Source organism: Paenarthrobacter ureafaciens, from assembly GCF_004028095.1.
Lineage (GTDB): Bacteria > Actinomycetota > Actinomycetes > Actinomycetales > Micrococcaceae > Arthrobacter > Arthrobacter ureafaciens.
Genome location: NZ_SBHM01000007.1, coordinates 989,124 through 1,013,874 on the forward strand (window position 1 = coordinate 989,124; position 24,751 = coordinate 1,013,874).

Annotated in this window: 25 protein-coding genes; 15 read left to right on the forward strand and 10 right to left on the reverse strand. The window is 63.4% G+C overall.

From position 1 onward, the window contains the following. Positions 1–29: 29 nt before the first annotated feature. Positions 30–1,235, reverse strand: a complete 1,206-nt coding sequence (locus tag AUR_RS08820; RefSeq protein WP_062098470.1) for a NosD domain-containing protein — start codon at positions 1,233–1,235, stop codon at positions 30–32. 89 nt (positions 1,236–1,324) lie between these two features. Beyond that, positions 1,325–1,519, reverse strand: a complete 195-nt coding sequence (locus AUR_RS08825; protein WP_062098472.1) for a hypothetical protein — start codon at positions 1,517–1,519, stop codon at positions 1,325–1,327. A gap of 567 nt (positions 1,520–2,086) precedes the next feature. Between AUR_RS08825 and AUR_RS08830 the strand changes: the two genes are divergently transcribed. From AUR_RS08830 to AUR_RS08860, 7 genes are all read left to right on the forward strand, one after another. Beyond that, positions 2,087–3,373: an ABC transporter substrate-binding protein gene (locus AUR_RS08830; RefSeq protein WP_062098474.1), complete on the forward strand. Its 1,287-nt coding sequence runs from the start codon at positions 2,087–2,089 to the stop codon at positions 3,371–3,373. 79 nt (positions 3,374–3,452) lie between these two features. Further along, a complete protein-coding gene (locus AUR_RS08835) occupies positions 3,453–4,340 on the forward strand; it encodes a carbohydrate ABC transporter permease (RefSeq protein ID WP_021472957.1) in 888 nt (295 codons plus the stop codon). Positions 4,341–4,345: 5 nt separating this feature from the next. Further along, positions 4,346–5,269: a carbohydrate ABC transporter permease gene (locus tag AUR_RS08840; protein ID WP_206616268.1), complete on the forward strand. Its 924-nt coding sequence runs from the start codon at positions 4,346–4,348 to the stop codon at positions 5,267–5,269. A 58-nt stretch (positions 5,270–5,327) separates the two neighbouring features. Next, entirely contained in the window at positions 5,328–6,368 is a 1,041-nt protein-coding gene (locus AUR_RS08845; RefSeq protein ID WP_128397116.1) for a LacI family DNA-binding transcriptional regulator, read from the forward strand. A gap of 38 nt (positions 6,369–6,406) precedes the next feature. Further along, the gene (locus AUR_RS08850; protein WP_062098480.1) at positions 6,407–7,954 is read left to right on the forward strand and encodes a glycoside hydrolase family 32 protein; all 1,548 of its coding nucleotides are present in this window, start codon (positions 6,407–6,409) and stop codon (positions 7,952–7,954) included. A 12-nt stretch (positions 7,955–7,966) separates the two neighbouring features. Beyond that, a complete protein-coding gene (locus AUR_RS08855; protein ID WP_062098482.1) occupies positions 7,967–8,914 on the forward strand; it encodes a carbohydrate kinase family protein in 948 nt (315 codons plus the stop codon). A 59-nt stretch (positions 8,915–8,973) separates the two neighbouring features. Then, entirely contained in the window at positions 8,974–10,332 is a 1,359-nt protein-coding gene (locus AUR_RS08860; RefSeq protein WP_062099390.1) for a NosD domain-containing protein, read from the forward strand. Positions 10,333–10,380: 48 nt separating this feature from the next. Here AUR_RS08860 and AUR_RS08865 read toward each other — a convergent pair whose 3' ends face one another. Then, positions 10,381–10,848, reverse strand: a complete 468-nt coding sequence (locus AUR_RS08865) for a hypothetical protein (protein WP_021472951.1) — start codon at positions 10,846–10,848, stop codon at positions 10,381–10,383. Between the two features lie 433 nt (positions 10,849–11,281). Then, positions 11,282–12,748: a serine/threonine-protein kinase gene (locus AUR_RS08870; RefSeq protein ID WP_062099393.1), complete on the reverse strand. Its 1,467-nt coding sequence runs from the start codon at positions 12,746–12,748 to the stop codon at positions 11,282–11,284. A 271-nt stretch (positions 12,749–13,019) separates the two neighbouring features. Between AUR_RS08870 and AUR_RS08875 the strand changes: the two genes are divergently transcribed. The 3 genes from AUR_RS08875 (at position 13,020) to AUR_RS08885 (ending at position 14,588) form a co-directional block, all read left to right on the forward strand. Then, positions 13,020–13,613, forward strand: a complete 594-nt coding sequence (locus tag AUR_RS08875) for a histidine phosphatase family protein (RefSeq protein ID WP_062098484.1) — start codon at positions 13,020–13,022, stop codon at positions 13,611–13,613. A 119-nt stretch (positions 13,614–13,732) separates the two neighbouring features. Next, positions 13,733–14,014, forward strand: coding sequence for a hypothetical protein (locus AUR_RS08880; RefSeq protein ID WP_062098486.1), 282 nt, complete (start codon positions 13,733–13,735; stop codon positions 14,012–14,014). A 40-nt stretch (positions 14,015–14,054) separates the two neighbouring features. Further along, positions 14,055–14,588, forward strand: coding sequence for a DUF488 domain-containing protein (locus AUR_RS08885; protein WP_062098488.1), 534 nt, complete (start codon positions 14,055–14,057; stop codon positions 14,586–14,588). A 9-nt stretch (positions 14,589–14,597) separates the two neighbouring features. Here AUR_RS08885 and AUR_RS08890 read toward each other — a convergent pair whose 3' ends face one another. Continuing rightward, entirely contained in the window at positions 14,598–14,882 is a 285-nt protein-coding gene (locus AUR_RS08890) for a hypothetical protein (RefSeq protein WP_062098490.1), read from the reverse strand. Between the two features lie 73 nt (positions 14,883–14,955). Continuing rightward, positions 14,956–15,186, reverse strand: a complete 231-nt coding sequence (locus AUR_RS08895; RefSeq protein WP_021472945.1) for a DUF6458 family protein — start codon at positions 15,184–15,186, stop codon at positions 14,956–14,958. A 225-nt stretch (positions 15,187–15,411) separates the two neighbouring features. Between AUR_RS08895 and AUR_RS08900 the strand changes: the two genes are divergently transcribed. Next, the gene (locus tag AUR_RS08900) at positions 15,412–17,280 is read left to right on the forward strand and encodes a glycoside hydrolase family 15 protein (protein ID WP_062098492.1); all 1,869 of its coding nucleotides are present in this window, start codon (positions 15,412–15,414) and stop codon (positions 17,278–17,280) included. A gap of 21 nt (positions 17,281–17,301) precedes the next feature. Here AUR_RS08900 and AUR_RS08905 read toward each other — a convergent pair whose 3' ends face one another. From AUR_RS08905 to AUR_RS08915, 3 genes are all read right to left on the reverse strand, one after another. Beyond that, positions 17,302–17,511, reverse strand: a complete 210-nt coding sequence (locus tag AUR_RS08905; protein ID WP_062098494.1) for a hypothetical protein — start codon at positions 17,509–17,511, stop codon at positions 17,302–17,304. Between the two features lie 50 nt (positions 17,512–17,561). After that, entirely contained in the window at positions 17,562–18,749 is a 1,188-nt protein-coding gene (locus tag AUR_RS08910) for a 4-hydroxybenzoate 3-monooxygenase (protein ID WP_128397117.1), read from the reverse strand. Between the two features lie 106 nt (positions 18,750–18,855). After that, positions 18,856–19,596, reverse strand: coding sequence for an IclR family transcriptional regulator (locus AUR_RS08915; protein ID WP_031216704.1), 741 nt, complete (start codon positions 19,594–19,596; stop codon positions 18,856–18,858). 149 nt (positions 19,597–19,745) lie between these two features. Here AUR_RS08915 and AUR_RS08920 point away from each other — a divergent pair, with 149 nt between their 5' ends. Continuing rightward, positions 19,746–21,014, forward strand: a complete 1,269-nt coding sequence (locus tag AUR_RS08920; RefSeq protein WP_062098498.1) for an MFS transporter — start codon at positions 19,746–19,748, stop codon at positions 21,012–21,014. A gap of 65 nt (positions 21,015–21,079) precedes the next feature. On the opposite strand, the gene AUR_RS08925 is transcribed toward AUR_RS08920, so the two are convergent. After that, positions 21,080–21,577, reverse strand: a complete 498-nt coding sequence (locus AUR_RS08925) for an Hpt domain-containing protein (protein ID WP_241650889.1) — start codon at positions 21,575–21,577, stop codon at positions 21,080–21,082. A 292-nt stretch (positions 21,578–21,869) separates the two neighbouring features. Between AUR_RS08925 and AUR_RS08930 the strand changes: the two genes are divergently transcribed. The 3 genes from AUR_RS08930 to AUR_RS08935 are packed head-to-tail and all read left to right on the forward strand — an operon-like array spanning position 21,870 to position 24,730. After that, entirely contained in the window at positions 21,870–24,272 is a 2,403-nt protein-coding gene (locus AUR_RS08930) for a molybdopterin oxidoreductase family protein (RefSeq protein ID WP_062098500.1), read from the forward strand. Next, on the forward strand, positions 24,269–24,418 hold the full coding sequence (locus AUR_RS20520; protein ID WP_241650890.1) for a hypothetical protein: 150 nt from the start codon (positions 24,269–24,271) through the stop codon (positions 24,416–24,418). The genes AUR_RS08930 and AUR_RS20520 overlap by 4 nt, the downstream gene beginning before the upstream one ends. After that, positions 24,419–24,730 carry a hypothetical protein gene (locus tag AUR_RS08935; RefSeq protein WP_241650891.1) on the forward strand — a complete coding sequence of 104 codons (312 nt, stop codon included), beginning with the start codon at positions 24,419–24,421 and terminating at the stop codon, positions 24,728–24,730. Positions 24,731–24,751: the final 21 nt, after the last annotated feature.

Sequence of the window (24,751 nt, forward strand, 5' to 3'; positions counted from 1 at the left end):
ATTGACAGACCTTCCTTCTCAGCGACGGGTCAGGGGGTTGCCCGGAATGAGTAGGAACTCGTGTAATGCACAAACTCACCCGCACCGCCGCTATCCAGCACCTTGGTCCCGGTGGTGGATCCGTCCAGCACTACCGTGTTCGCCGCTACCGAGGAGATGGTGTTATTGGCAGCGATGTAGTTGTTGGCGCCCGAGGCCACCAGGATGATGGTCGGTTTCTGACCTGAGGGAGTCACCGACCCGGAGGGTACGTCGTAGCTGAAATGGTTCCCTGTGACGGTATTCCCGCTCCCGGCAACATGGACCAGGCCGAACAGGTCATCCAATCCGTTGTTGTAGGGCTTCAGCGGATCAAAAGGCTCCACCTGCCGGAGGAAATGGTTGGCACCAATGAGGTTCTCAGTGCAATTGCCTTCAAAGTTCACCATCCCCGGGTAGAACGCGTGAAACCTGTTGGCCGTGATGGACGAACGAGTGCAGTCCTTGAAATGGACACTGCTCTTCCCGCGGGGAAATACGTTGTTGGCACTGACCAGAAGGCCCATATGGCCCTCGGCGAAAATGGAGAAGCCCACATAGCCGGCGCCGATGAGGTTGTCAGTCACTTTGGATGCCTGCCCCGAGCCCGTGAGTTCGATGCAGCTCCCGCATTCAGCCAGGAAGTTGCCACTGACACTAAGGGCGTCCGTGTCCCGCACCACCAGCCCGTGCTCCAGGTAGACCATCCCCATTCCTTCAACCCGGCAGGAATCATTGGCCGAATCGAAGCGGATACCCGTTTTGCCGTTCACGTAAGAGTTCTGGTTCGAATTGAAGGACACACCGTCGAGGCAAAAATTCTGAAAGACAATGGAACTGAGTCGCGGGTCGCCGGTTCGGTAAACCCTGAAAGCTTCAGTGTTGCCGTCCGTGTTTTCGACTCGGATGCGGCTGCCGCCGGGGAAGATTTCGTGCCAGCTGGAGGTGTTGCCGGCGTTGTATCGGATGCTGCTGGACGTGAATCCGTGCCCTGAGCCGCGGATGGTGAGGAAGCTGATGTCCACGTTGACACGGGTTTTCAAGGAGTAGTCGCCCGGCGGGATGTAAACCACCGCGCCGGGTTTGGAGGCCTGATTGGTCTGCTGGGACTTCACGTCCGCGATGATGCTGTTGATGATGAGCCCGATGTCGTTATAGGGCGTGGCCGACGGATTCCCGGGGACCGACCAGGTGGTGACGTCGTAGACAGTGGTCATAGCGTGTTCTCCTCACATCGTTGGGGGTACTGCTTTATGGCCGTGCGTTGACTGCTTGTGTGTTGCTTCTGTTGCCTTGATGCCGGGTTTTACAGCATTCCGATAATGGCCCGATGCCCTTGCGCGGCGTGGGTGCTTCCTTGGCTTTGATGCGGATTTGGCGTGTCCGGCTTGTTCTTAGCCAGGGCCTCCTTCGCTGAAAGTACGACGGCGGTTGCGGACAGTGCCGCTGCCGGGAACAACCGGAGGATGCTCCTTCGGCTGAGGGGCTCGGATGGGTTCATGATTCTCCTTTGAACTTGTCGGTTGACTGGGCTTTGTACTGGGACAACAGGGAGTTAACTGGGCTTGGCGCAACTGTCAGCGGGAAGCAGTGCACCCCTTTACGCCCGCGCACCCGTTCGTGGCAAGCGCCGCACCACTTCGCGCCGATCGCACCCCGGAGTTTGGCTGCGCCCGGCGGGTACGGGTGCGGCCCCGGGTAGAGGTGCGCCCCCGGGTACGGGTGCGGCCCCGGGTAGAGGTGCGTCCAGCGGGTACGGGTGCGTCCAGCGGGTACGGGTGCACACCCCGCCAAAAGTGCAGCCCCGACGCCCCCAGAGCCCAGCCAAAACAGCGGCCGAGCCAGCCAAAATATGCCAAAACGATTTGTCGAGTGGCGTCGATCACTTTATGGCTTAGGAATTCAGGCCGTCAAGTGCCCCGAATTGTTTCGAAGAAGGCTGTTGACACATCGGCGCAACTAGCTCTAATGTCGGTGCCAAGTCGTTTTGGCAAAACGATTTTTCAAGCCAACATCAGCTCCACCATCTCTCTGCAATTTCCGTTCAAGAGAAAGTGAGTCGACAGCGATGTCCACTCGAAAGACCATTTCCAAGCTCGTCTCCCTCGGCGGGCTGTGCACCGCCGTCGCACTCGTTGCCACCGGTTGTGGCGCTGGCGGTGCCGCACCATCGTCCGGCGGATCGGGCGGCTCCAGCACTGTCAACGTGCTGGTGGAAGCCGGCGGCCACGCTGAGCTCACCGGCGTGGCAGAGCAATGCAAGAAGGACGCCGGCGTGGACGTGAACTTCGTCGAACTCCCCTACGACGGCATGTTCAACCGCCTCTCCAGCGAGTTCTCCTCCGGCAATGTCTCCTTCGACGTAGCTGCACTGGACTCCGTGTGGCTCCCCAGCTTCAAGGACGCCGTCCAGCCCATCGATGAGCTCTTCACCGACGAGGCAAAGAAGGACATTTTCCCGGCGCTTGTGAAGGAAGCGAACGTGGACGGCCACTTCATCGGCATGCCGGCCTGGACCAATGCCGAGATCATTCTGTACCGCAAGGACTTGTTCGAGGACGCCAAGAACAAGGCGGATTTCCAAGCCAAGTACGGCTATGAACTGGCAGCACCCAAGACTTGGAAGCAGTACCAGGACATTTCCGAGTTCTTCACCAAGGACGGCATGTTCGGCACGGACGTGAAGGGTGCCGTGGAAACCGAATGGCTGGCACACGTGCTCCAGGCCGGGTCTCCCATGGTGCTGGACGAGAACAACAACGTGGTCATCGACAACGCCGCCCACAAGGAAGCCCTGGACTTCTACGTGAGCCTCACCAAGTCCGCCCCGACCGGTGCTGCACAGGTTGACTGGGCGGCAGCGCAGAACCTGTTCAACCAGGGCAAGACCGCCATGACCCGCTTCTGGGCCCACGCCTACCGCCAGATCCCCGCGGATTCTCCCGTGGCAGGCAAGGTGGGTGCAGCTGCGATGATCGGTGGCAGCGCCGGCGTCGCGGGTGTCCCGGGACCGTGGTACCTGTCGGTTCCCAAGGCCACCAAGAACGCCGAGGCAGCTAAGAAGTTCGTCAAGTGCGCCTACGACTACAACAGCACGGGTATCGACTCCAAGCTGGGCCTGGCAGCACGAATCAGCGCCTTCGAGAAGTACCAGGACCAGCCGGGCTATGAGAGCTTCAAGCCGCTGATCGAGACCCTCAACGCCCCCGCCACGGCAACCCGTCCGGCAACGGCAAAGTGGCAGCAGATCGTGGACACCGTCCTGATTCCGTTGCTGCAGAAGGCCGTGGCCGGAGGCGACACCTCCGCCCTCCTGGCCGACGCCAAGAAGCAGGTCCAGGACCTCCTGAAGTAAAGACTCCGCGGCCGGCACCACAAAGACCGTGCCGGCCGCGGCTCCAACCAGCAGAAAACAACCAGCAGAAAAGAAAACCGTGCGTATCTCCGATCGCCGCTTTGCCCTCTTCCTGATGACGCCCGCGGCCCTGTTCCTGGCCGTGTTCGTCGCCTACCCGCTGTTTCGCCTGGTGGCAGACAGCTTCTTCAAGATCTCGCCGATCGCCGGCGGTCCCCGCGAGTTCGTGGGTTTCCAGAACTACGTCACCGCCTTCGCGTCCGAGGCCTTCACCAGTGCAGGCTGGCGGACCCTCGCCTACACCCTGGTGGTGGTGACCCTCGAGTTCGCGCTCGGGCTCGGCATGGCCTTGCTCTTCACAACGCTCGGCAAGAAGTCACAGATCTGGCGGACCGTCTTCCTTTACCCGTTGATGATCGCGCCGATCGTGGCCGGCCTTCTGTGGAAGTTCCTGATGATCGACAACTTCGGCCTGATCGGAACCCTCCTCCACCAAGCCGGACTCCTGGAAAATCCCAACCAGATCGGCTGGTTGTCCGACCCCAACATCGTCTTGTTTTCGGTAGCGATCCCGGACATCTGGCTCACCACATCGTTCATGTGCCTCGTGCTGTTTGCGGGCCTGCAGAACATACCCGGTGACCTGATCGAAGCCGCCCGCCTCGACGGCGCACGCGCCCCGGCCCTCCTGTTCCGGATCATCATCCCGCTGCTGCGACCCGTGATCGCCGTGGCACTGGTGGTCCGTGGAATCGACGCCGCCCGCGCTTTCGACACCATCCTCATCCAAACCAACGGCGGCCCGCAGTCGGCCTCCGAAACCATGAGCCTCCTGATCTACCGGACCATGATCCGCTTCGGCGATCCGGGTCTTGCGAGCGCCATGGGCACCATCTACCTCATCGCGATGCTCGCCGTCGCCTTCTTCGCGGTGGCCACCATCTGGCGGCCGGGAAAGGACACCTGATGACCATGGTGAGCGCACCAAGCAAAGCCAGCCCGCCGGCGTCGAACCTTCCGGCTTCCCAGCCTCCGCGCAGGCGCCGCGGGGTCAACCGTGAAGGCCTCGAAGCAGGCCGCCGCAGCACCAGGACCATCCTGTGGATACTGCTTGCGGCAGCCATGGTGCTTTACGGGTTCCCGTTCCTCTACTTGTTGTTCACGTCATTCAAGACGCCGATCGACACTATTGCAGTTCCGCCCACCATCCTCCCCAAGGAATGGACGCTGGAGAACTACGTCAACGCTTTGGGCCGTGGCGGTGTGGTGGCATCGTTCATCAACAGCATCCAGACCGCGGTAATCAGCACCCTGCTTTCACTGGTGCTGGCCATTCCTGCGGCTTACGGCATCACGCGCTACAAAACCCCGAGCGGCCGGGTGTTCATCATGGCCGCCCTGGTGACGCGCATGGTTCCGCCGGTGGCGATCGGCATCCCGTTGGCGTCGATGATGGCCGCGGTGGGACTGGCTGACACTCCCATTGCACTGTCCATTGCGCACACCACCATTTCCCTGCCGCTCTCCATCTGGCTCATGTCCAGCTTCTTCGAAGCCGTACCGCGGGACCTGGAGGAAGCAGCAACGGTTGACGGCTGCAGCCGGCTGGGTGCGTTGTGGCGGGTGGTGATCCCGGTAGTATCAGGCGGCATTGCAGTGACCGCGATCTTCGCCTTCCTGGCCTCATGGAACGAGTTTCTGTTTGCACTCCTGATGACCGCCATCCGTTCACAAACCACACCGGTAGTGATCGCGAACTTCCAAACCCAGTTCGGACTCGACTGGGGATCCATGACTGCACTCGCGGCGGTGTACTCGATCCCGGTGATCCTGCTGACACTGTTGCTGCAACGGAAGATCGTCGCGGGCATGACGCTCGGCGCCGTCAAGGGCTGACGCAGTAGCCTACTGATAGCCCCCCAGGGCAAACCGACCATAAGGACGTGGGAGACAGATGAGCAACAAGAACGTGGGCATCAAGGATGTGGCCGTCGCCGCCGGCGTGTCCGTCACGACTGTTTCCCACGTCCTCAACGATGTTTCCTACGCCAGGGTCAGCCCCGAAACCAGGGACAAGGTGAGGAGCGTTGCCGAAGAGCTCGGCTACGGTCCCAACCGCCTGGCACAAGCGCTTCGCACGCAGCGGACCGGCATGCTTGGCCTGGTGAGTGAGGAAATCGCCACCACCCCGCACGCCGGCCGGATCATCCTCGGTGCGGATGAAGCCGCGAAGGCCCGCGGGTACAACCTGATGATCATCAACACGCCGGGCTCAGCCAGCCTCGAATCGCGGCAAGCCGACGTCCAGGCGTTGTTGGAGCGACGGGTGGACGGCATCCTGTACGCCACCATGTACCACCGCAACGTGGAACTGCCGTCCAACCTCGGCAGCGTCCCGTCGGTCCTGGTTGACTCGGTGGCGACCGCCGGGAACATCGCGGCTGTGATCCCGGACGAAGACGGAGGCGCCCGTGCCGCCGTCGGCGCCCTGTTGGAAGCCGGCCACACGCAGATCGGTTTCATCAACAACACCGATGATGTCCCCGCCACCCGCGAGCGCCTCCATGCCTTCCGTGCCACGCTCAACGAAGCAGGGCTCGACGGCGATGGGGCACCTGTTGAGTCCGAACTCTCCGAAGTGCAGGGCGGCTACGAAGCGACCCTCCGCATCTTGTCGGGCCAAGACAGGCCGACGGCCCTGTTCTGCTACAACGACCGCATGGCGATGGGCGCCTACCGTGCCGCCGCGGAGTTGGGCCTCACCATCCCTACCGACCTTTCCGTGGTGGGTTTCGACGACCAGGAACTCATCGCCGCCAACCTCTACCCGGGGCTCACAACTGTGGCCCTGCCGCATTACGAGATGGGTGCTTGGGCTGCCGAGCACCTGATTGACGCTATTGAAGGCAAGGCGGACCTCGATCCGCTGGCCCTCCACCCGACCATCCTGGGTTGCCCTCTGGTCCGCCGCGACTCGATCGCGGCTCCCCGGTAAGCCGCCCTTTCCACGTACTTCCAAGAGGAACGCCACACATGTCCACTAGCCTTGATGCCGCACGCCCGGAGACAGCTCCGGACAAAGATTCCGGGTTCCGGCCTGCCATCCATTTCACGGCAAAGGACACTTGGCTCAATGACCCCAACGGCCTGGTTTTCCACGACGGCCTGTACCACCTCTTCTTCCAAAACAATCCCTCCGGCAACGTGTGGGGCAATATGTCCTGGGGGCACGCCACGTCCGAGGATCTCCTGCATTGGACGGAGCTTCCAGTGGCTATCGCCTGCGATGAGCGCGAGGACATCTTCTCCGGAAGCGTTGTGGTGGACCACGGCAACACGTCCGGTTTCGGCACGGCTGAGGCGCCCGCTTTGGTTGCGATCTATACAAGCGCTTTCAAGCCGGGAACCGAATACAGCGGCACTCAGGCGCAGTCCCTTGCGTACAGCACCGATTCGGGAATGACCTGGCAAAAGTACGGCGGAAATCCCGTGCTCACCCGCGGCTCGGCCCACTTCCGGGACCCCAAAGTCTTCCGCTACGAAGGCGGGGGTGACGCCTATTGGGTGATGGTCGCCGTCGAAGCCCAACAACAGAAAGTTGTCCTGTACCGCTCTGATGACCTGAAATCTTGGGATTTCCTCAGCGAGTTCGGCCCGGCCAATGCCGACGAGGGCGAGTGGGAATGTCCTGACCTTTTTCCGCTGGCACTGGACGGGAACCCGGCGGACACCATGTGGGTGCTGATCGTCAACGTGAACCCCGGCGCGGTGGCCGGAGGGTCGGGCGGCCAGTACTTTGTGGGACAGTTCGACGGCGTCCGTTTCGTTCCGGACGAAGCTGCCCTCGCCGCCCCTGCCGGGCTGTCCGCCCTGCCCGACGCGGAGGCACGCACCGAGGCGCTGCAGCACTGCCTCTGGTTGGACTGGGGACGCGACTGCTACGCATCTGTCTCCTTCAGCAATGTTCCGGGAGGCCGGCGCATCATCATCGGATGGATGAGCAACTGGGACTACGCCAACGAGTTGCCCACTTCTCCGTGGCGTTCGGCCATGACACTCCCCCGCGAGCTTCGGCTCGTCACGGTCGAAGGCTCGCCCCGTTTGGTCCAGGAACCAGTCCTGCCCGAACTGCCGGCTGGCAGCGACCTTGAACCCGGGGATCCTCCCTTTAGCCTGCCGGACGCAGAACCGGGAAGCGCGCAGGTGATCGACGCCGAAATGCGGCTCGAAGGCGAAGGCCTGGTGGAGTTTCTGCTGTTCGGCAGCCGAGACGGCGCGCAAGGCACGTACCTTCGGTACGATCCAACCACTGCCCGGCTCACGCTGGACCGCAGGAATTCCGGAAACACCGGCTTCCACCAGAAGTTCCCGTCCGTTGAATCAGCGCCCCTTGAACTGGAAGACGGTCTGCTCAAGTTGCTCATCGTGGCCGATCACTGCTCAGTGGAAGTGTTCGCCCAAGATGGCCGCGTTGTCCTGACGGACCTCGTCTTCCCGGACGTTCGCAGCCTGGAGAACCGGCTCACCCTGACGGACAGCCGGGCAACCCTGCTCAAACTCGCCGTTTCGAAGCTCGCTTAAGGAGGACTCCCGATGCAAAGTACCCGGCCAACCTCTGACCCCAGGAACCCGCTGGAAGTCCTGGTGGTGGGCGAAGCGATCATGGACATCGTTGTTTCAGCCCAAGGGTCCGTGGAACATCCCGGAGGATCACCAACCAATGTTGCCTACGGCTTAGGCCGGTTGGGGGTTGAAACCGCGCTTTTGACGTCGATTGGCGACGACCCCCGGGCGGCTGCCATCGAACAGCACCTCAGCGGTGCCGGCGTGACCCTCCTGCCGGGCTCCCGGCGCCCGGGCCGGACCGCGACGGCAACGGCCACGCTCGCTGACGACGGCTCAGCACACTACGACTTTGATATCCGCTGGACCCTTCCCGGAACGGCTCCGGCCACTTTGCCCAAGATCCTGCACACGGGATCGATTGCCACCTTCCTGGCCCCCGGAGCAGCGGCCGTGAAGGAGTTGCTGCTCCAATCCCATGAGCGCTGCCTGGTGACATATGACCCGAACATCCGCCCGGCCCTCTTGGGAAGCCACGCTGAGGCCAGGAGCATCTTCGAAGAGCTGGTCCCGCTCACCGACGTGGTCAAGCTCAGCGACGAGGATGCGCAGTGGTTGTACCCGGGGGTGCACCTGGACGACGTCCCCGGGCACATCCTCGGACTCGGCGCACGGCTGGTGGCCATCACCGCCGGGTCCCGGGGTTCAGTGCTTGCTACCGCGCAGGCCCACGCTGTGGTTCCCGCTGTCGGGTCCAAAGTGGCAGATACCATCGGCGCGGGCGATTCCTATATGTCGGCTTTGATCCATGGCCTCTTGCATCGCGGAAGCGAAGGTCTCTCAGCGTCAGTGCTGGCTTCGTTGGGTCGGACTGCGGCCAAAGCTGCCGCCATCACAGTCCGCCGGGCGGGCGCCAACCCGCCGACATTGGCCGAGCTGCACATGGACCTGCCGGAACAGGAAGCGTTGGTCCCGTGATCCACAAAGGCCCAGGAATGACCACGCTCCCAACCCACCACCCCGAGGGGATTCACACCATGTCCAGCAACAACTACTACGACGTCACCACGTGGCCTGTTGGCAACCCTTTCGAGGACGTCGGAGAAGTCATCAACAGCATCATCGCCGACATCAAGCAGCGGCAAACCGCCGCGGACGTGAACGACGGCGGTAAGCCGGGTGCGGTGATCTACCTTCCGCCCGGTGATTATCGCCTGCGCACACAGGTACTGATCGACATAAGCTTCCTCAGGATCCAAGGTTCAGGGCATGGCTTCACGTCATCGAGCATCCGGTTCAACGTGCCGCAGGAAGAATGGTCCGGTTTGCACGAACTGTGGCCCGGGGGCAGCCGGATCCTGGTGGACCTCGCTGCGGGCGACTCTGCGGACGAATCAGAGGGGGCCGCTTTCCTCGTCAAGCGTGAGGGCAGCCCCCGGATCAGTTCCGTTGAGTTCACCGACTTCTGCATCGATGGCCTGCACTTCTCACCGGACGGCTCCGCGCTCCCTGCGGAGAACACGTACGTCAACGGTAAGACCGGCATTCACGTTGCCAGCGCCAATGACTCCTTCCGCGTCAATGGCATGGGGTTCATCTACCTGGAGCATGCCCTTGCCATCCACAAAGCTGATGCGCTCTCCATCCACGACAACTTCATTGCCGAATGCGGGAACTGCATCGAACTGCGGGGATGGGGACAGGCATCCAAGATCACCGACAACCTGATCGGCGCAGGCTTCAAAGGCCATTCAATCTACGCGGAGAACCATGGCGGCCTACTGATAACGGCCAACAATGTCTTCCCCCGTGGTGCCAGCAGCGTCCACCTTTCCGGGGTCACACGCTCAAGCGTCACTAACAACCGCCTGCACTCGTTCTACCCCGGGATGGTGATCCTTGCAGAGGGCAGCTCGGAGAACCTCGTGGCCACCAACCACTTCCTCCGCGATCACGAACCCTGGACGCCCTTCTTCGGGATCGACAACGGCTTGGACGATGACTTTGGACTGCTCAACGTCCACGGCAACCACAACTCGATCTTCGCGAACCATTTCTCCTTGATCGTGGATTCGGAGAGCATCCGGCCCTCCGGAACAGCCCCCGTGATCATCAAGCTCGCCGAGGGTGCGGGCAACATGGTCTCCACCAACCACGTGGTGGCCAAGGACGTCCAGGCCACATCGAGCGAATCCTGCTTTGAAGCGCAGGTGGACGCACTGCTGGCAAGCCGGGCTACGGAACGACTGCAAGTGACCACCGTCCTGGTCGAATCCGCCTCTGTCCACAACACCGTCCTGGACTCCGGCAGCGAAGCACAGGTGGTGGCCGACCGGACCACCAACGCGGTGAGGGCCACGCCGGGCATCCAATTGACGGCTACACCCGGCATGTAACTGGCAGTAGGGGTTGTTCCCAGCGCTGGGAACAACCCCTACTGCCACTCAGATGGAGTATTCGCCTTTGATCACAAAGAACGAGCCCCGGATCTCTCCTGCCAGTTTGGACTTCTGCCGTGCGAACTTGAAGGTGCCGGCCAGTTCCGCCGGGATCTCCATGCCTTGGGAGAGCTTGAAGCCAACAGCCCGTTTGGATCCCTCATCAAGGCCGTACAGGACATTGATGGACAGGCCGGATTCGTAGAACACGTACGTCCAGCGGGTGCCTTCCACCTCAAAGGACGTGACCTCGAGGGGCCGCGACTCGATGACGAGGTCCCGCTCCTTAAGGACCCGGTTCACGTAGTCGACGATCTCCGGGGACTCCTCCGCCGGGACCGTGGCGAAGACGTGGTTGTACTTGTTCTTGAAGTACCGCGCTTCGTTGGCCCGCAGCCCTGCGAGCGCTTCCGCGACAGGGGAAGACTCAAGCCCCGCGGTGGAGACGTTCTGGAAGTCGACGGTGTAAGGCATGGCTCCTCCTTCGTGGGTTCCTGTTTGTTGGTTCACCTTATGCCGGTGGTGGCGGGCCTTGCTTCTCCGATCCTGCTCGGGTTGCAGGCACGCGGAGTCAGTTCGGCAGCGCTGTACGGCGACTACCGCCGTCGTTGTTGACAGAGCCGGATTCAGGGCCGGAGGTTGCCGGGCAGCGTCTCTGGGTAACGCCGCCCGGGCCCCCGGCGGGACCCGATGCATGCCGCGGCCCCATCCCACAAGGGGAACTGGAGAACCGGGCATCCGTGCGGTCCTGCCGTCATTAGTAAATATGCTTACCTTCCCTCGGCACACGAGTAGTTGGTACTCATATTTCCGGCGGGCGCGACCTTCAACTACGCGCCCGCCAACTGGCAATCCGCTCCTGAACTGCGCCGATACTTCGGCTTACCCAAGGAAGGAGAGGGGGCTGCTACTTCCCTTCCTTGCCCTTACCGGAATTGGTCTTGTTCTTGCCGCCGCTCTTGACCTCGGCGATGACCTGACCGTCCATGGTGGACTCGGGGGCCTTCTTGACCTCCGGGGCCTGCGCCGGGGCTGGTTCTTGCGGTACGTTCGCCGGCGCGGGCTGGACCTGCCCGGTGACAACCTGGGCCTCCTCAGCAACCGGGACCACAACAGCTGCCGGAACAGTGTTGTCCGGGGTGGTGTTGGCCGCTTCCACGGGCACGCTGGTTTGGCGTTCATTCGATGAAGTTCCCGGATCGGCGGGCCCCGAAGGATCAGCCGAGGTACCGGCAATGGAGCCGCCCTGCAGGAACAGGACCACGGCCAGAGGAATGGCCGCAACACCGGCCGCAACGCCACCAAGGAGCTTCCTTCCGGGCTTGCTGGTGGGCCTCAGGTTTTCCTGCCCACGTCGCGCCGCGGACACTCGCGCCGCGCGGCGTGCCGAAGGAACGCGCGGGGCGGAAGGAACGTGCGGGGTCCGCGCGGCTACCGGCGCACTGGATGCAACCGGCGCAGTCGTCGGAGCGACGGGCGGCAGGACAGCGGTCGCTGCCATGGCGGACAACCGTCGCGGGCTGGTTAGGGCCTGCTCGACGGCGTCTGCCGAGGGCCGCCGCTCCGGGTCCATGTCCGTCATGGCCTCAAGGAGGCTGATAACGGGAGCGGGCAAGTCCTCGGGGACCTGGGGCCTGCGATGCAGCCGGGCCGCCGCGGTTTCCACCGGAGTGCCCGGATATTCGGCTTTACCCGTCAGGCATTCCAGCAGCACCAGGCCCAGAGAGTAGATGTCGCTGGCCGGGGTCAGGTGCAGGCCTTGGGCCTGCTCGGGGCTGAGGTACTGCGCGGTGCCCACCGTGAAGCCGGTGGCGGTGAGCCGGTTGTCCGACATGACCAGGGCGACGCCGAAGTCCGCCAATTTCACCGACTTCGCGTCGCCTGATTCGTCCGAGACCAGGATGTTCGCAGGTTTGATGTCGCGGTGGATCACTCCGTGCTCATGCACCTGTGCCAGGGCGCCGGCCAAGCGCGCACCAATGGCCGCCGTGTCTTCAACGCTGAGCGGAGCGTCGCTGAGCACTGCCCTCAGGTCGCGGCCTTCGGCGAGCTCCATGACGAGGTAGGCCCGTTCTTCATCATTGCGGGTGTCAACGCCGGCGTCGTAAGCCTGAACCAGTCCCGGGTGATCGAATGCGGCCAGGAGCCGCATCTCCGTCTGCTGACGGAGCTTGAACGACTCGTCGCCGGAGCCCGGGAGGAACAGCTTAAGGGCAACTTCCCTGCCAAGCCGAAGATCCTTGGCCCGGTACACCGTGGACATGGCTCCCCTGCCGAGCACGGATCCCAACTCGTAACGGTCATCAACGATGCCACCACTTGATTCGGCCGATTCGGTGCCGCGGGTATCCACGGTCTCGTCTCTCTTGCCCACCAATTGTCACGCCCTTCAGGCGTTCCCGTGCGCGATGGACCCTCAATGTCCATCACCTACCAGGTAACGCCGTCGATCAAACTTTCACGGTAGCCGCGCGGTCCGCTGTGTGGAGCGAATTCCTTGCGGCTCGAGCAACCCTGCATCTGAACAGCATCATCCGGTTCACCAGATTAGTCATCAGGATACTTACTACCTCGGCGAAGGGGCAACCCGGCACATGAATCCGTGTGGCGTACTGAACTGCGGAGCGCCGGGACTTCAGGGCAGAATGGGACGCATGACCCTCACGACTTTCGCCCTCGTACGCCATGGCCAAACCGACTGGAATGCCGAGCGCAGGCTTCAGGGCGCCACGGATATTCCGCTGAATGACGTGGGGCGACAGCAGGCCCGGGACGCCGTCAATGTGCTGTCCGCTTATGAGTGGGACACCATCGTCTCTTCGCCGCTGAGCCGCGCCGCCGAAACCGCGGACTTGATCGCAGAGGGGCTTGGACTGAACATTGCGCGCCGCGTACCGAAACTCATCGAACGCAGCTTTGGCCCCGCAGAGGGGCTTCAGGCCGGGCCGGAACTCGAAGCATTGCGGATCCCGGGAGGATTCCGCGGGGGCGAAAGCGATGACGATGCAGCAGCCCGCGGAATTGACGCACTGAACGATCTCGCCGAGGAATTCGCCGGGCAGCGCGTGTTGGTGGTCAGCCATGGGACATTGATCCGGCTGACCCTCAGCCGTGCCATCGGCCGGAAGCTGGACAGTGTCCACAACGCTGTCTTGAACCTGGCCCACCACCACGCCGTGGACGGCTGGCAGCTGGACTACTACAACGGCGAGCGCCTCGTCGAAGTGGTGGAAAGCTGATTTCCTCCGCGTTTAGACGAAATAGACCCCCAGGTTATTGACATAGGCCATGCAGGTTTTTATATGCTCGTGCCAGTCGAGAAGTTGGCCGTCCAAAGTCCAGTGCGCTGGAGGTCTCCTTGGCACCCCTTCTGGCCGATTCCCGTGCAGATAAGCATGCCGCTTCCCACGGGAGCCAAACCCCGCCTCTTGATGAGGTGCGGCCCGGCAGCGCCATCCGGACACTCACGGCCATCGTGACGTTGGCCGCCGATGGATGGTTCGAACTCAGCGTCCTTCAGATACCCGGACTGGTGGTGCACGCGAGCAGGCTCGACCGGGCACCGGAGGCCGTCCGCAAGGCTGCATGCCAATCAACCGGCAGGGCAGCCTGGGAGTTCGACGTCCACGTCCAATGGTGATGGCCGCAGGAGCCAGCAACCTGGGTGGTCACTGTATTTAATGGCAGGTATGCAGCTCTTCACCGTAGGCCACGGCACCACACCCCAAGCCGACTTCGTCGAGCTTCTGCGGTGGGCGGGGGTGGAGTCGCTTGTTGATGTTCGGATCGGGCCGGGCAGCCGGAAGCATCCGCACTTTGGCAAGGATTCGATGGAGGCCTGGCTCCCGGAGGCAGGCATCGCGTACCGCTGGGAGAAGGAACTGGGCGGCTTCCGCAGACTCCTCCCGGACTCTCCGGACACCTCGCTCCGCAACGATTCCTTCCGCGCTTACGCCGGCTACATGCGGACGCCGGAATTCGAGGCAGCCCTGAAGCAACTCCTGGCAGAAGCCGACCGGCAGCGTACCGCCATCATGTGCAGCGAAACAGTGTGGTGGCGCTGCCACCGGCGCCTCATCTCAGATCACTGCACCCTGCTGCACGGGGTTCACGTACGGCACCTCATGCCAGGGCCAAAGCTGGTGGATCACGCGGTCACGTCCGGCAGCCGGGTACTGGACGGACAGCTGAGGTACGACGCCCCCACTGGCTGAGAACGCGGGCTACTTGGCTGCGAGGCGGGTGCGCAGCTGTTCGGCGAAATCCTCGTATGCGGCGGCGATCTCTTCCAAGTCGACCGTGAGGGGGAAGTCAATGACTGGTTGCCGCTCGGCCAGCAGTTCGGCGGTCTCCTCAACTACGGCCTGCTGCTCGAAATCGCCCAGGCCCACCTCGGTGAGGAAGTCCGGATTTACCCGGACCACCGATTCGCCGGTCTGCCCCTCCGAGGCCCAGCGCACCAAGTACTCGTCCTCATTCACGCGTTCGAATTCGAATGTCTTCTCCATAAAGAGCAGCCTAACGGTCACAGCGCACGACGGCGGGGCTGCCGCCGTCGTGCGCTGTTGACCTTCGGCGAGGTCAGACTTCCGGGCGCCTCTCCACAATGGTCTCCGGGGCCGTGCGCCGTTCCACCACCGTGTGGCGTGTCCGGTTGGACATGATGATGGAAATGATGAGGCCCAGCACGCCTACCACCATCAGGATGTAGCCGATCAGCACCTGGTCCATGAAGGGAATCAGCCCCGGTGCCAGGGCGAAGGCCAGGATGGCTCCTATGGCGATCAATGCAATGGAAGAACCTATTCTCATGACGTGCTCCTTCCGCGTCCGGTCGGGCACAGGGGGTAATCCCGACCGTTGGATATAGTCAGAGTACTGATCAATTCCGCTGACGGCTAGGGTTTTGTGTCCTTCTTTGTCCCACGCAGAAACGCCGTGCCGGACCAGGCGAACGGTCCGCCGCACTCGCCCTGTTCCCGGCAAGCGGGTACGGTCAGGCTAAGTCCTGTCCCCGGGAAAGCAAGGAGCCGCCCTATGCCGAAGATCGAGGATTACGCACTGATCGGAGACCTCCATACGGCCGCCTTGGTGGGCCGCAACGGCTCCATCGATTGGATGTGCCTGCCCCGGTTCGACTCGCCGGCCTGCTTCGCCGCTCTGCTGGCGGATAGTGACGCCGGCCGGTGGCTCCTGGCCCCCGCCAACCCGGCCCCAGGCAGTGACGGCAACTGCACGCGCCGCCGGTACCGCGAAGACACGCTGATCCTGGAAACGGAATGGGATGTGGACGGCGGCAGCGTCCGGGTCACGGACTTCATGCCGGTGCGCGACGACGCCGTGGACCTGGTCCGGATTGTCGAGGGCCTCAGCGGCGAAGTGGCCATGACCATGGAACTCGTGCTCCGCTTCGACTACGGACGCGTGGTGCCGTGGGTGCGGAGGCATGGCCAGGGAATCAGCGCCGTAGCGGGTCCGGATTCGGCCTACCTCACCACGCATGCCCCGCTTCGAGGCCACGACAAGCGAACCGTCAGCGAGTTCACCGTCCGGGCCGGGGAACGGATTCCTTTTGTGCTGCGGTGGGCGCCAAGCCACGAACCCGAGCCCCGCCGGATCAATCCCTCCCGGGCCCTGGACACCACCTGTTCGTTCTGGCGCGACTGGATCGACCGGAGCGAGATCACGGGCAAATACAAGGAACCAGTGGAGCGCTCGCTGATTACCTTGAAAGCACTCACTTATGCACCGACGGGCGGGATCGTGGCCGCTGCAACCACGTCCCTTCCCGAACAGCTGGGCGGCTCCCGGAACTGGGACTACCGCTACTGCTGGCTGCGCGACGCTTCCCTGACGTTGCAGTCACTGCTGGCCGCCGGGTACACGGAAGAAGCGGCAGCATGGCGGGACTGGCTGCTCCGCGCGGTGGCCGGGGACCCGGCCGACCTCCAGATTGTCTACGGGCTCGACGGCGCCAGGCGGCTTCCCGAATTCGACCTGCCTTGGCTGCCCGGTTACGAAGGTTCAGCCCCCGTTCGCATCGGCAATGCCGCGGCACCGCAGCTGCAGCTGGACGTCTGGGGCGAGGTCCTGGATGGCCTGGCCCTCACCAGGGCAGCCTCCCCGGCGGGATCGGGGGACAGCTCCTGGGATATCCAGATCGCTTTGATGGAATTCCTCGAAGGAGCCTGGGACCAGCCGGATAACGGGTTATGGGAGATGCGGGGCCCGCGCCGCCACTTCACGCATTCGAAGGTCATGGCATGGGTGGCCGCCGACCGCATGGTCAAGGGCGTCAGGAAGTCCGGGCTGCCCGGACCCGCTGACCGCTGGGCTGCGCTCAGGTCCACCATCCACAAGGAAGTCATGACCGATGGCTTCAATCAGGAGCTGAACACGTTCGTGCAGTCTTACGGCAGCACGGAACTGGACGCGAGCCTGCTTCTCATTCCCCGCGTGGGGTTCCTGCCGCACAACCACCCCCGGGTTGCGGGCACTGTGAAGGCGATCCAGGAACGGCTCACCGAGGACGGCCTGGTGCTGCGCTACAGGACAGAATCCGGGCACGACGGCTTGGAGGGCCACGAAGGAGTATTCCTGGCGTGCTCGTTCTGGATGGTGGATGCCTTGCTGGGCATCGATCGGAAGGACGAGGCAACGCAGATGTTCGAACGGCTCCTGGATTTGCGGAACGACGTCGGACTGCTGAGCGAAGAATGGGACCCGCGGAACCAGCGGCACTTGGGAAACACCCCGCAAGCGTTCAGCCACTTTCCACTCATCCACTCTGCGCTGCAACTACACCATGGCCAGGCCCACGACAGCGACACTCCGTTCACGGAACGGAAGCACGGCAAGCAGGAGTCAATGCCCAAGAACCCCGAACCGTCCAAGGGAAAGAAATAGCTCCTCACTGATGGCGCAGCGTCAGCTCTCGGTCTTCTGCTCGTCAGGATCCGGGAGTTCGGCCTTGTGCCTGGCCTCCTCAAGGTGCTGATCCAGCTTCCGCTCCGCATCACGCCGGCGCTGGCCGACGGCCCGCATCTGCTGGGTGGTGGGCGAACCGACGTCGTCACCAGTACCGTAGCCGCGTTCCTCCGAAGGCGCGGCGGGGCGGGACTTCTCCTGGTCATCCATAGGGACATCGTCCCACTGTCAGCCCCGCAGCGACACCACGGGTACCGGGCCTAGCGGACTTCCGGCCACCCCGTGTAGGACTCGGCGAGGTATGCCTTTCCGTGTTCGGAGGAGACCACCGAGCGGAGTTCACCAAGCTGGCGGGCACGATCAAAGTCGTCGGCGCCAGGGACGGTGTGCAGCATCGAGGTCATCCAGTAGGAGAAGTGCTGGGCCTTCCAAACCCTGTCCAGCGCTCGGTCGCTGTAGGAATCCAGCAGGGCCGAAGAACCCTTCGAGTAGAAGGAATCGAGGCCTTCAAAGAGCACCTTGACGTCGTTGATGGCCAGGTTGAGGCCCTTGGCACCGGTCGGCGGAACGGTGTGCGCGGCATCGCCGGCCAGGAACAGGTTGCCGTAGCGCATGGGGGTGTGCACGAAGCTGCGGAAAGGCAGGACCATCTTGTCCAGGACAGGGCCTTCCTTGAGCTCAAAGCCGTTGCCGTTGACGCGCTTGCGGAATTCGGACCAGATGCGTTCGTCGTCCCAGTCGGCCACGTTTTCTTTGGGGTCGCACTGGAAGTACATGCGCTGGACGGCTTCCGTGCGCTGCGAGATGAGCGCGAATCCGTGCTCCGAGTTGGCATAGATAAGCTCGTCCGAGCTGCGCGGGGCTTCGGCAAGAATTCCGAACCACGCAAAAGGGTACTCGTGGAAGAACCATTTGCGGTTGGCCTCCGGGATCTGGAAGCGGCAGTGGCTGCGCGAGCCGTCGGCACCCACCAGGAAGTCAGCCTGGATTTCGAACTCCTGGCCATCCGAATCGGTGAACCAGACTTTCGGTTTGCCCTCGAGGTCGGACACGGAGGTGTCCGTGACGCTGTACCGGACGTCGCCGCCGTCGGCCTCACGGCGGGCAGCGAGGTCCATGAAGACGTCGGTCTGCGGGTAGAGCCACACCGACTCCCCAACGAGCTCCTTGAAGTTGATCCGGTGGCTTTCGCCGTTGAGGCGCAGCTCAATGCCGTCGTGGCGGTCACCCTCGCGCAGCACCCGATCCGACACTCCGGAGTCAACCAACAGGTTGACGGTTCCGTGCTCCAGGATTCCGGCGCGTACCGTTTCCTCGATGTCCTTGCGGCTGCGGATCTCCACCACTACCGATTCGATGCCCTGCTTCGCCAGCAGGTGGGAGAGCATGAGCCCTGCGGGTCCGGCGCCCATGATGGCGACTTGGGTGGTGATGGTGGTGCGTGCCATGATTTCCTCGCTCCGTTGCGGTCCCGGCGGTCCCGGGTGAGTCTCACCTCAGTGTGGACCGGCGCGCGTGACAGGCGTTACACGGATTCCGTTGAACGGAATCTAGTTACTCGTCGAGACGCCGGCTGATGCCCCGCGCCGCCGTCTGGAGCGCCGGTACCAGCGCTTGGAGGCGCACCTCCGCAAGGGGCACCACAACGCCCAAAGCAGCGACGGCCCGGCGCTTGCCGTTCATCACGGGGACCGCGATGCCCCACGTGTCCGGATCAACGACGCCCGCGAGTTGGGCATAACCTTGCCTGGCGCTTTCCGCCAGAAGGTGACGCACGACGTCGGAAGTCACCTTTCCGGAGGGGTCCTCGAAGTGGCGGAGGTACTCCGCCTGCAGTTCGCGGGGCTGGTGGGCCATCAAAGCGAGGCCCGCCGAGGAAATATGGACCGGCATGCGGCCGGCGACCTGCGCCCTGTTCGTTACCGAGCCACGCCTGGACAGGCGCTCAACAAAGAGTGCCTCCCACCCTTCCAGCACAGCCAGGTTCACGTTCTGGTTCAGGACCTGCTGAATGTCCTCCATGAAAGGCATCGCCGCCTGACGCAGCGCGAGGGTCGGCGAATTGCGGTTCACCAGCTCCCACAGCCTCAACCCCAAGCGGACTGTTCCGCCGGGGCCCAGGTCCAACAGGCCATGATCGGACAGTTGCCGGACCAGCCGGTGCGCCGTTGACAGAGGCAAGGAAGCCCGCTCCGCCACCTCCGCCAGCTGGAGCGTCGTGACTCCTTCAGGGAAGGCAGCGATGACCCGGACCACGCGGTCCACCACCGAATCGCCCGACGCCGAGTTGGCCATTTTCCTCCCAAGGTCAGCGGCATCCGCCATGGCTGCCTTCCATTCAATGGTAAAACGTGCGTCACGTAACAGCTCCCGGTGATACAAATCTCATAACCAACCGATCATTCTGACGGTCGGGATCCGACCCATCATGTACCGAGGACGCTATGCCGACGATGACATCTGCCCGCCGCTCACAATGGCCTGTGTGGCTCTGTTGGCTCGCCATGGTCCTGGACGGATTCGACCTCGTGGTCCTGGGCACGGTCATTCCCACGCTCATCAAGACCGGCGAGCTTGGCTTCGACGCAGTTGGCGCCACGTTCGCAGCCACCATCTCCCTGGTCGGCGTGGGTTTGGGTGCGCTCTTCATTGCCCCGCTCTCGGACAAGTTCGGGCGCCGCAAACTACTGATCGCTTGCGTGGCAGGTTTCTCCCTCTTCACCTTGGCCGTCGCGTTCGCCCCCAACGTGGCCGTGTTCTCCGTCCTTCGCCTCCTGGCAGGGCTGGGCCTGGGAGCCTGCCTCCCCGCAGCCTTGGCCTACATGAACGACTACGCCCCGGCGGGGTCAGCGGGCAAGTCCACCACGCGCACCATGACCGGCTACCACGTGGGCGCCGTGGCCACTGCCTTGCTGGCCATCCTCATCATTCCCAACTGGCGCCTCATGTTCATCATTGGCGGTGCGGCCGGCCTGGTACTGCTGCCGTTCCTGTGGGCCAAGCTGCCCGAATCCCTCCCCCAAGCAGCCCCCGCTCCGTCCGCTGACGCTGCCAAGGCCCCTGCCGCCGTCGGGCGTTCAACCGAAGAGCCCAAGACCGGCTTCCGCGACCTTCTGCGCAAGCCCTACCCCGTGGTCGCCGTGGGAATCGGGATCGCGTCGTTCATGGGACTGCTGCTGGTTTACGGCCTCAACACATGGCTGCCGCAGCTGATGGCCGCAGCCGGCTATCCGGTCAGCACCGGCCTGACGCTGCTGCTTGTGCTGAACCTTGGGGCCGTTGCCGGGCTGTTCCTGGCAGGTGTCCTGGCTGACAAGCATGGGACAAAGCGGATCGTGCTGCTGTGGTTCGGCTTGTCCGGTGTTCTGCTGGCCATCCTGAGCGTCAAGATCCAGAACGAATTCCTGCTCAATGCAGCCGTGTTCGTTACCGGCGTGTTCGTCTTCAGTTCGCAGGTACTGGTCTATGCGTGGGTGAGCCAGCTGTTCCCGGCCCACCTCCGCGGCACAGGCCTCGGGTTTGCTGCGGGCGTTGGCCGCCTGGGCGCCATTGTTGGCCCGGCCGTGACCGGCACCTTGGTAGCCGCCAATATCGCCTATCCAGCCGGATTCTACGTGTTCGCCGCGGCGGGCCTCCTTGCCCTCGTAGCACTGCTTGTTGTCCCCACGCACATCCACGTGGACAAGAAAGCCGTGCCGGCGGGAGAACGGTAGCCGCCGGCACGGAGACTTACAGGCCCCGCGAACCTGAATCCCAGAGGGTTCGCGGGGCCTGTGCTTTATGGACCGCCGCGGCGGAGCAACGCTTCGGCAGCTCTGTCCAGCAGGTGCGGGCGTGCGGCATAGCACTGATCGGTCACCCGCCGGAGGGCTGGAAGGGCTTGGATGGCGTCGCTCAGGCGGTCTTTGCGGATCATCTTTTCCATGGCCGTGCAATGGCGTTCGGTGACGCGGGCGCCCACCATCGACGAGGAAATCTTCAGACTCAGGACCGCTTCGAGGCTGGGCTCAGCCTCGGCTGCGGCCAGTCCCACGTCGATCCGTCCCATCCGCGTTGGCAGCATGGACAGGTAGGTGGAGAGGAAGCGCAGCACGTGAGCAGCGTCTCCCAGTTCTTCAGCCAGCGACCGCAGCGTGCCCATGTGAAGGTGCGCCGGGCCGGATTCAAGCGTTCCAGAGGGAAGTTGCAATGCCGCTGCGGGCTGCATCACAGCGGCATTCAGGGGCGGGTGGGAACCGTTGCCATCGGGGGCGGGTCCACTCATGCTGTTGCTCATGGTCCCGACCCTCCTTCCGTGGCTTCGACGACCGCCTCTTTATGAGTGTGGGACAGGCTGCTCAGGCTTTCCTGAGGAATTGCTCAAGTCTGGCTCAGGAAATCCCGTCCCTCCCCTCACCCACCCCCGCCCCGGCACCCAACCAGGTCGCATTTGTGCGCGTTTTCAGCACTGAAAACGCGCACAAATGCGACCTAGTTGGGCCGGCGGGCGGGGCATCTGGACGGAACATAAGCATGCTGATAATCCTGTAGGTATGGAACAGCCAAACAGTGGGGATGCTGCGGCACCCATGACGGACCGGATCAAGGACATCTGGGGTGCCAGGACTCCCTATGAGAGGGACGGGCAATGGCCCACCCGGGTGGACTACGCCCTGATGGAAGGCGTCGAAGGAGGGGACGTGGACCGTTGGGTCCAGTCCGCGTGCGTCCTGTGCAGCAACGGCTGCGGTTGCGATATTGCCGTCAAGGACGGCGTCATGGTGGGCATCCGCGGCCGGGAAGCGGACGTGATCAACAAGGGCAGGCTGGGGCCGAAGGGACTCTTCGCGAGCTGGCAGGGCGTGGCAAACAAGGACCGCCTGACCAAACCGCTGATCCGCGAAAACGGCCGCCTGGTGGAAACGGACTGGGACACCGCCATGAACCGGATCGTCGAGCGCAGCACGCAACTGCTGAAGGACAAGGGACCGCTCAGCCATGGCTTTTATACCAGTGGCCAGCTCTTCCTCGAGGAGTACTACGCGCTGGGAGTGATCGGGAAGGCCGGTGTGGGCACCCCGCACATGGACGGCAACACCCGGCTCTGCACCGCCACTGCAGCTTCGGCCCTCAAGGAGACCTTCGGCGCGGATGGCCAGCCCGGCGCGTACGAGGACATCGACAGCTGCGACGCGATCTTCCTCTACGGCCACAACATGCCGGAAACCCAAACCGTCCTGTGGGCACGCATCCTGGACCGCCTCTCAGGGCCCAACCCGCCCAGACTGGTGTGTGTAGACCCCCGGAATACGGACGTCGCACGCCACGCAGAGGTACACCTCGCGGTCCGGCCGGGAACCAACCTCGCGTTGATGCACGCTCTCATCCGCGAAGTACTCCATAACAATTGGCACGACCCTTCCTACATCGAAGAGCACACCATGGGCTTCGAGGACCTGAAGGCCACGGTGGAGGAATGGACCCCCGAGGCGGCCGCCGCAGTGTGCGGGGTCAGCGCCCACGACATCCGCAAGGCCGCCCGCATCTTCGGGACCTCTGAACGCGTTCTTTCCACGGTGTTGCAGGGGTTCTACCAGTCCAACCAGGCCACGGCGTCGTCCTGCCAGGTCAACAACCTCCATTTGCTGCGTGGCATGCTGGGCCGCCCGGGAGCCGGGCTGTTGCAGATGAACGGCCAGCCCACCGCGCAGAACAACAGGGAATGCGGGGCCGACGGCGACCTTCCGGGCTTCCGTAACTGGCACAACCCGGACCACATCAACGAACTCGCTGCCCTCTGGAACGTGGACCCGGCGATCATTCCCCACTGGGCGCCGCCGACCCACGCCATGCAGATCTTCCGCTACGCCGAACAGGGTTCCATCAACTTCCTGTGGGTCTCGGCCACGAACCCGGCGGTGTCGCTGCCCGAATTGCAGCGGATCCGTAAGATCCTGGCCAAGCCCGAACTGTTCGTGGTGGTCCAGGACCTGTACCTGACCGAGACGGCGGAAGTTGCCGACGTCGTACTTCCCGCAGCCGCCTGGGGCGAAAAGACCGGCACCTTCACCAACGCTTCCCGGGTGGTGCACCTTTCGGACAAAGCGGTGGACCCACCGGGCGAAGCGCGCAGCGATCTGGACATTTTCCTCGATTACTCACGTCGGATGGGCTTCACCAACCTCGACGGTCAGCCCCTCCTGACGTGGACCGGCCCCGAGGACGCTTTCGAGGCTTGGAAGGAATGCTCGCGGGGCCGCCCGTGCGACTACACGGGATTGAGCTATGACAAGCTGCGGGGCGGGAGCGGCATCCCTTGGCCCTGCACCGAAGAGCGTCCGGAGGGAACGCAGCGCCTTTACGCTGACGGGCAGTTCCCCTCCAATGCAGAGTATTGCGAGAACTTCGGGCACCATCTTCTGACCGGAGCCGAGGTGGAGCCCGAAGCGTACAAAGCAAAGCAGCCCGAGGGCCGCGCCTGGCTCAAGACCACCATGTTCCATCCCCCGCATGAAGAGCCGGACGATGACTATCCGCTGCTGTACTCGACCGGCCGCACCGCGTACCACTTCCACACGCGGACCAAGACGGCCCGGTCCAAGGCCCTGAATTCGGCGGCCCCGCGGATGTGGGTGGAGCTCTCCGTGGATGACGCTGCCAGGTTTGGCATTTCCGAGGGCGACGTCGTCCGGGTCACCTCGCGCCGCGGCGTGGTGGAGGCACCCGCGCGTGTCAGCGGTATCCGGCCCGGGACTGTCTTTGCCCCGTTCCACTACGGCTACTGGGACGATCCCCGGGCCGACGGCAACCGGCCCGATGACGATACGTTCCGCTCGGCCGCCAACGAGCTAACCCTCACGGAGTGGGACCCGATCTCCAAGCAGCCGGTTTTCAAGAACGCGGCGGTAAGAGTCGAGAAGATCCGCGACGGCGCCGGGATGGCCCCCGCGCCCACAACCACAGCGTCACGGCCGGCAGGAGGAGAACAGTGAACCTCAACATCTATCTGGGACTGCTGCACAAGGGTGAGCAAACGCTGGCGGATTCGTTCCGGCAGGTGGCCGAGGGCCACGGGGCCGAACCGGATGTCCATTTCCTCTGCCAGACCCTGGCAAAACAATGCGACCATCACGAGTAATTGCTGGCACCCTTGGCCGAACGGTACGGCGAGGACGGCTCGGACGACGAACCCGAACGCCTCCATGCTGACGGCTTGTCAGAGACCAGGGGCGGGCCGGTGGGGCTGCTCCGCGACCTGCAGGACCTGTATCTGTTGGCCACCTTGGTGGATGCAACGTGGACGGTGGTTGAGCAGGCGGGTTCTGCGCTCCGGGACAAGGAACTGCTGAGCGCGGTTGAAAAATGCCAAGCGGAGACGCAGCAACAGATCAGTTGGCTGAAGACGCGGATGAAACAGGCCGCGCCGCAGGCATTGCTGGTGGCTGAGTAAGGCCTTCCGCTCCTAAACACC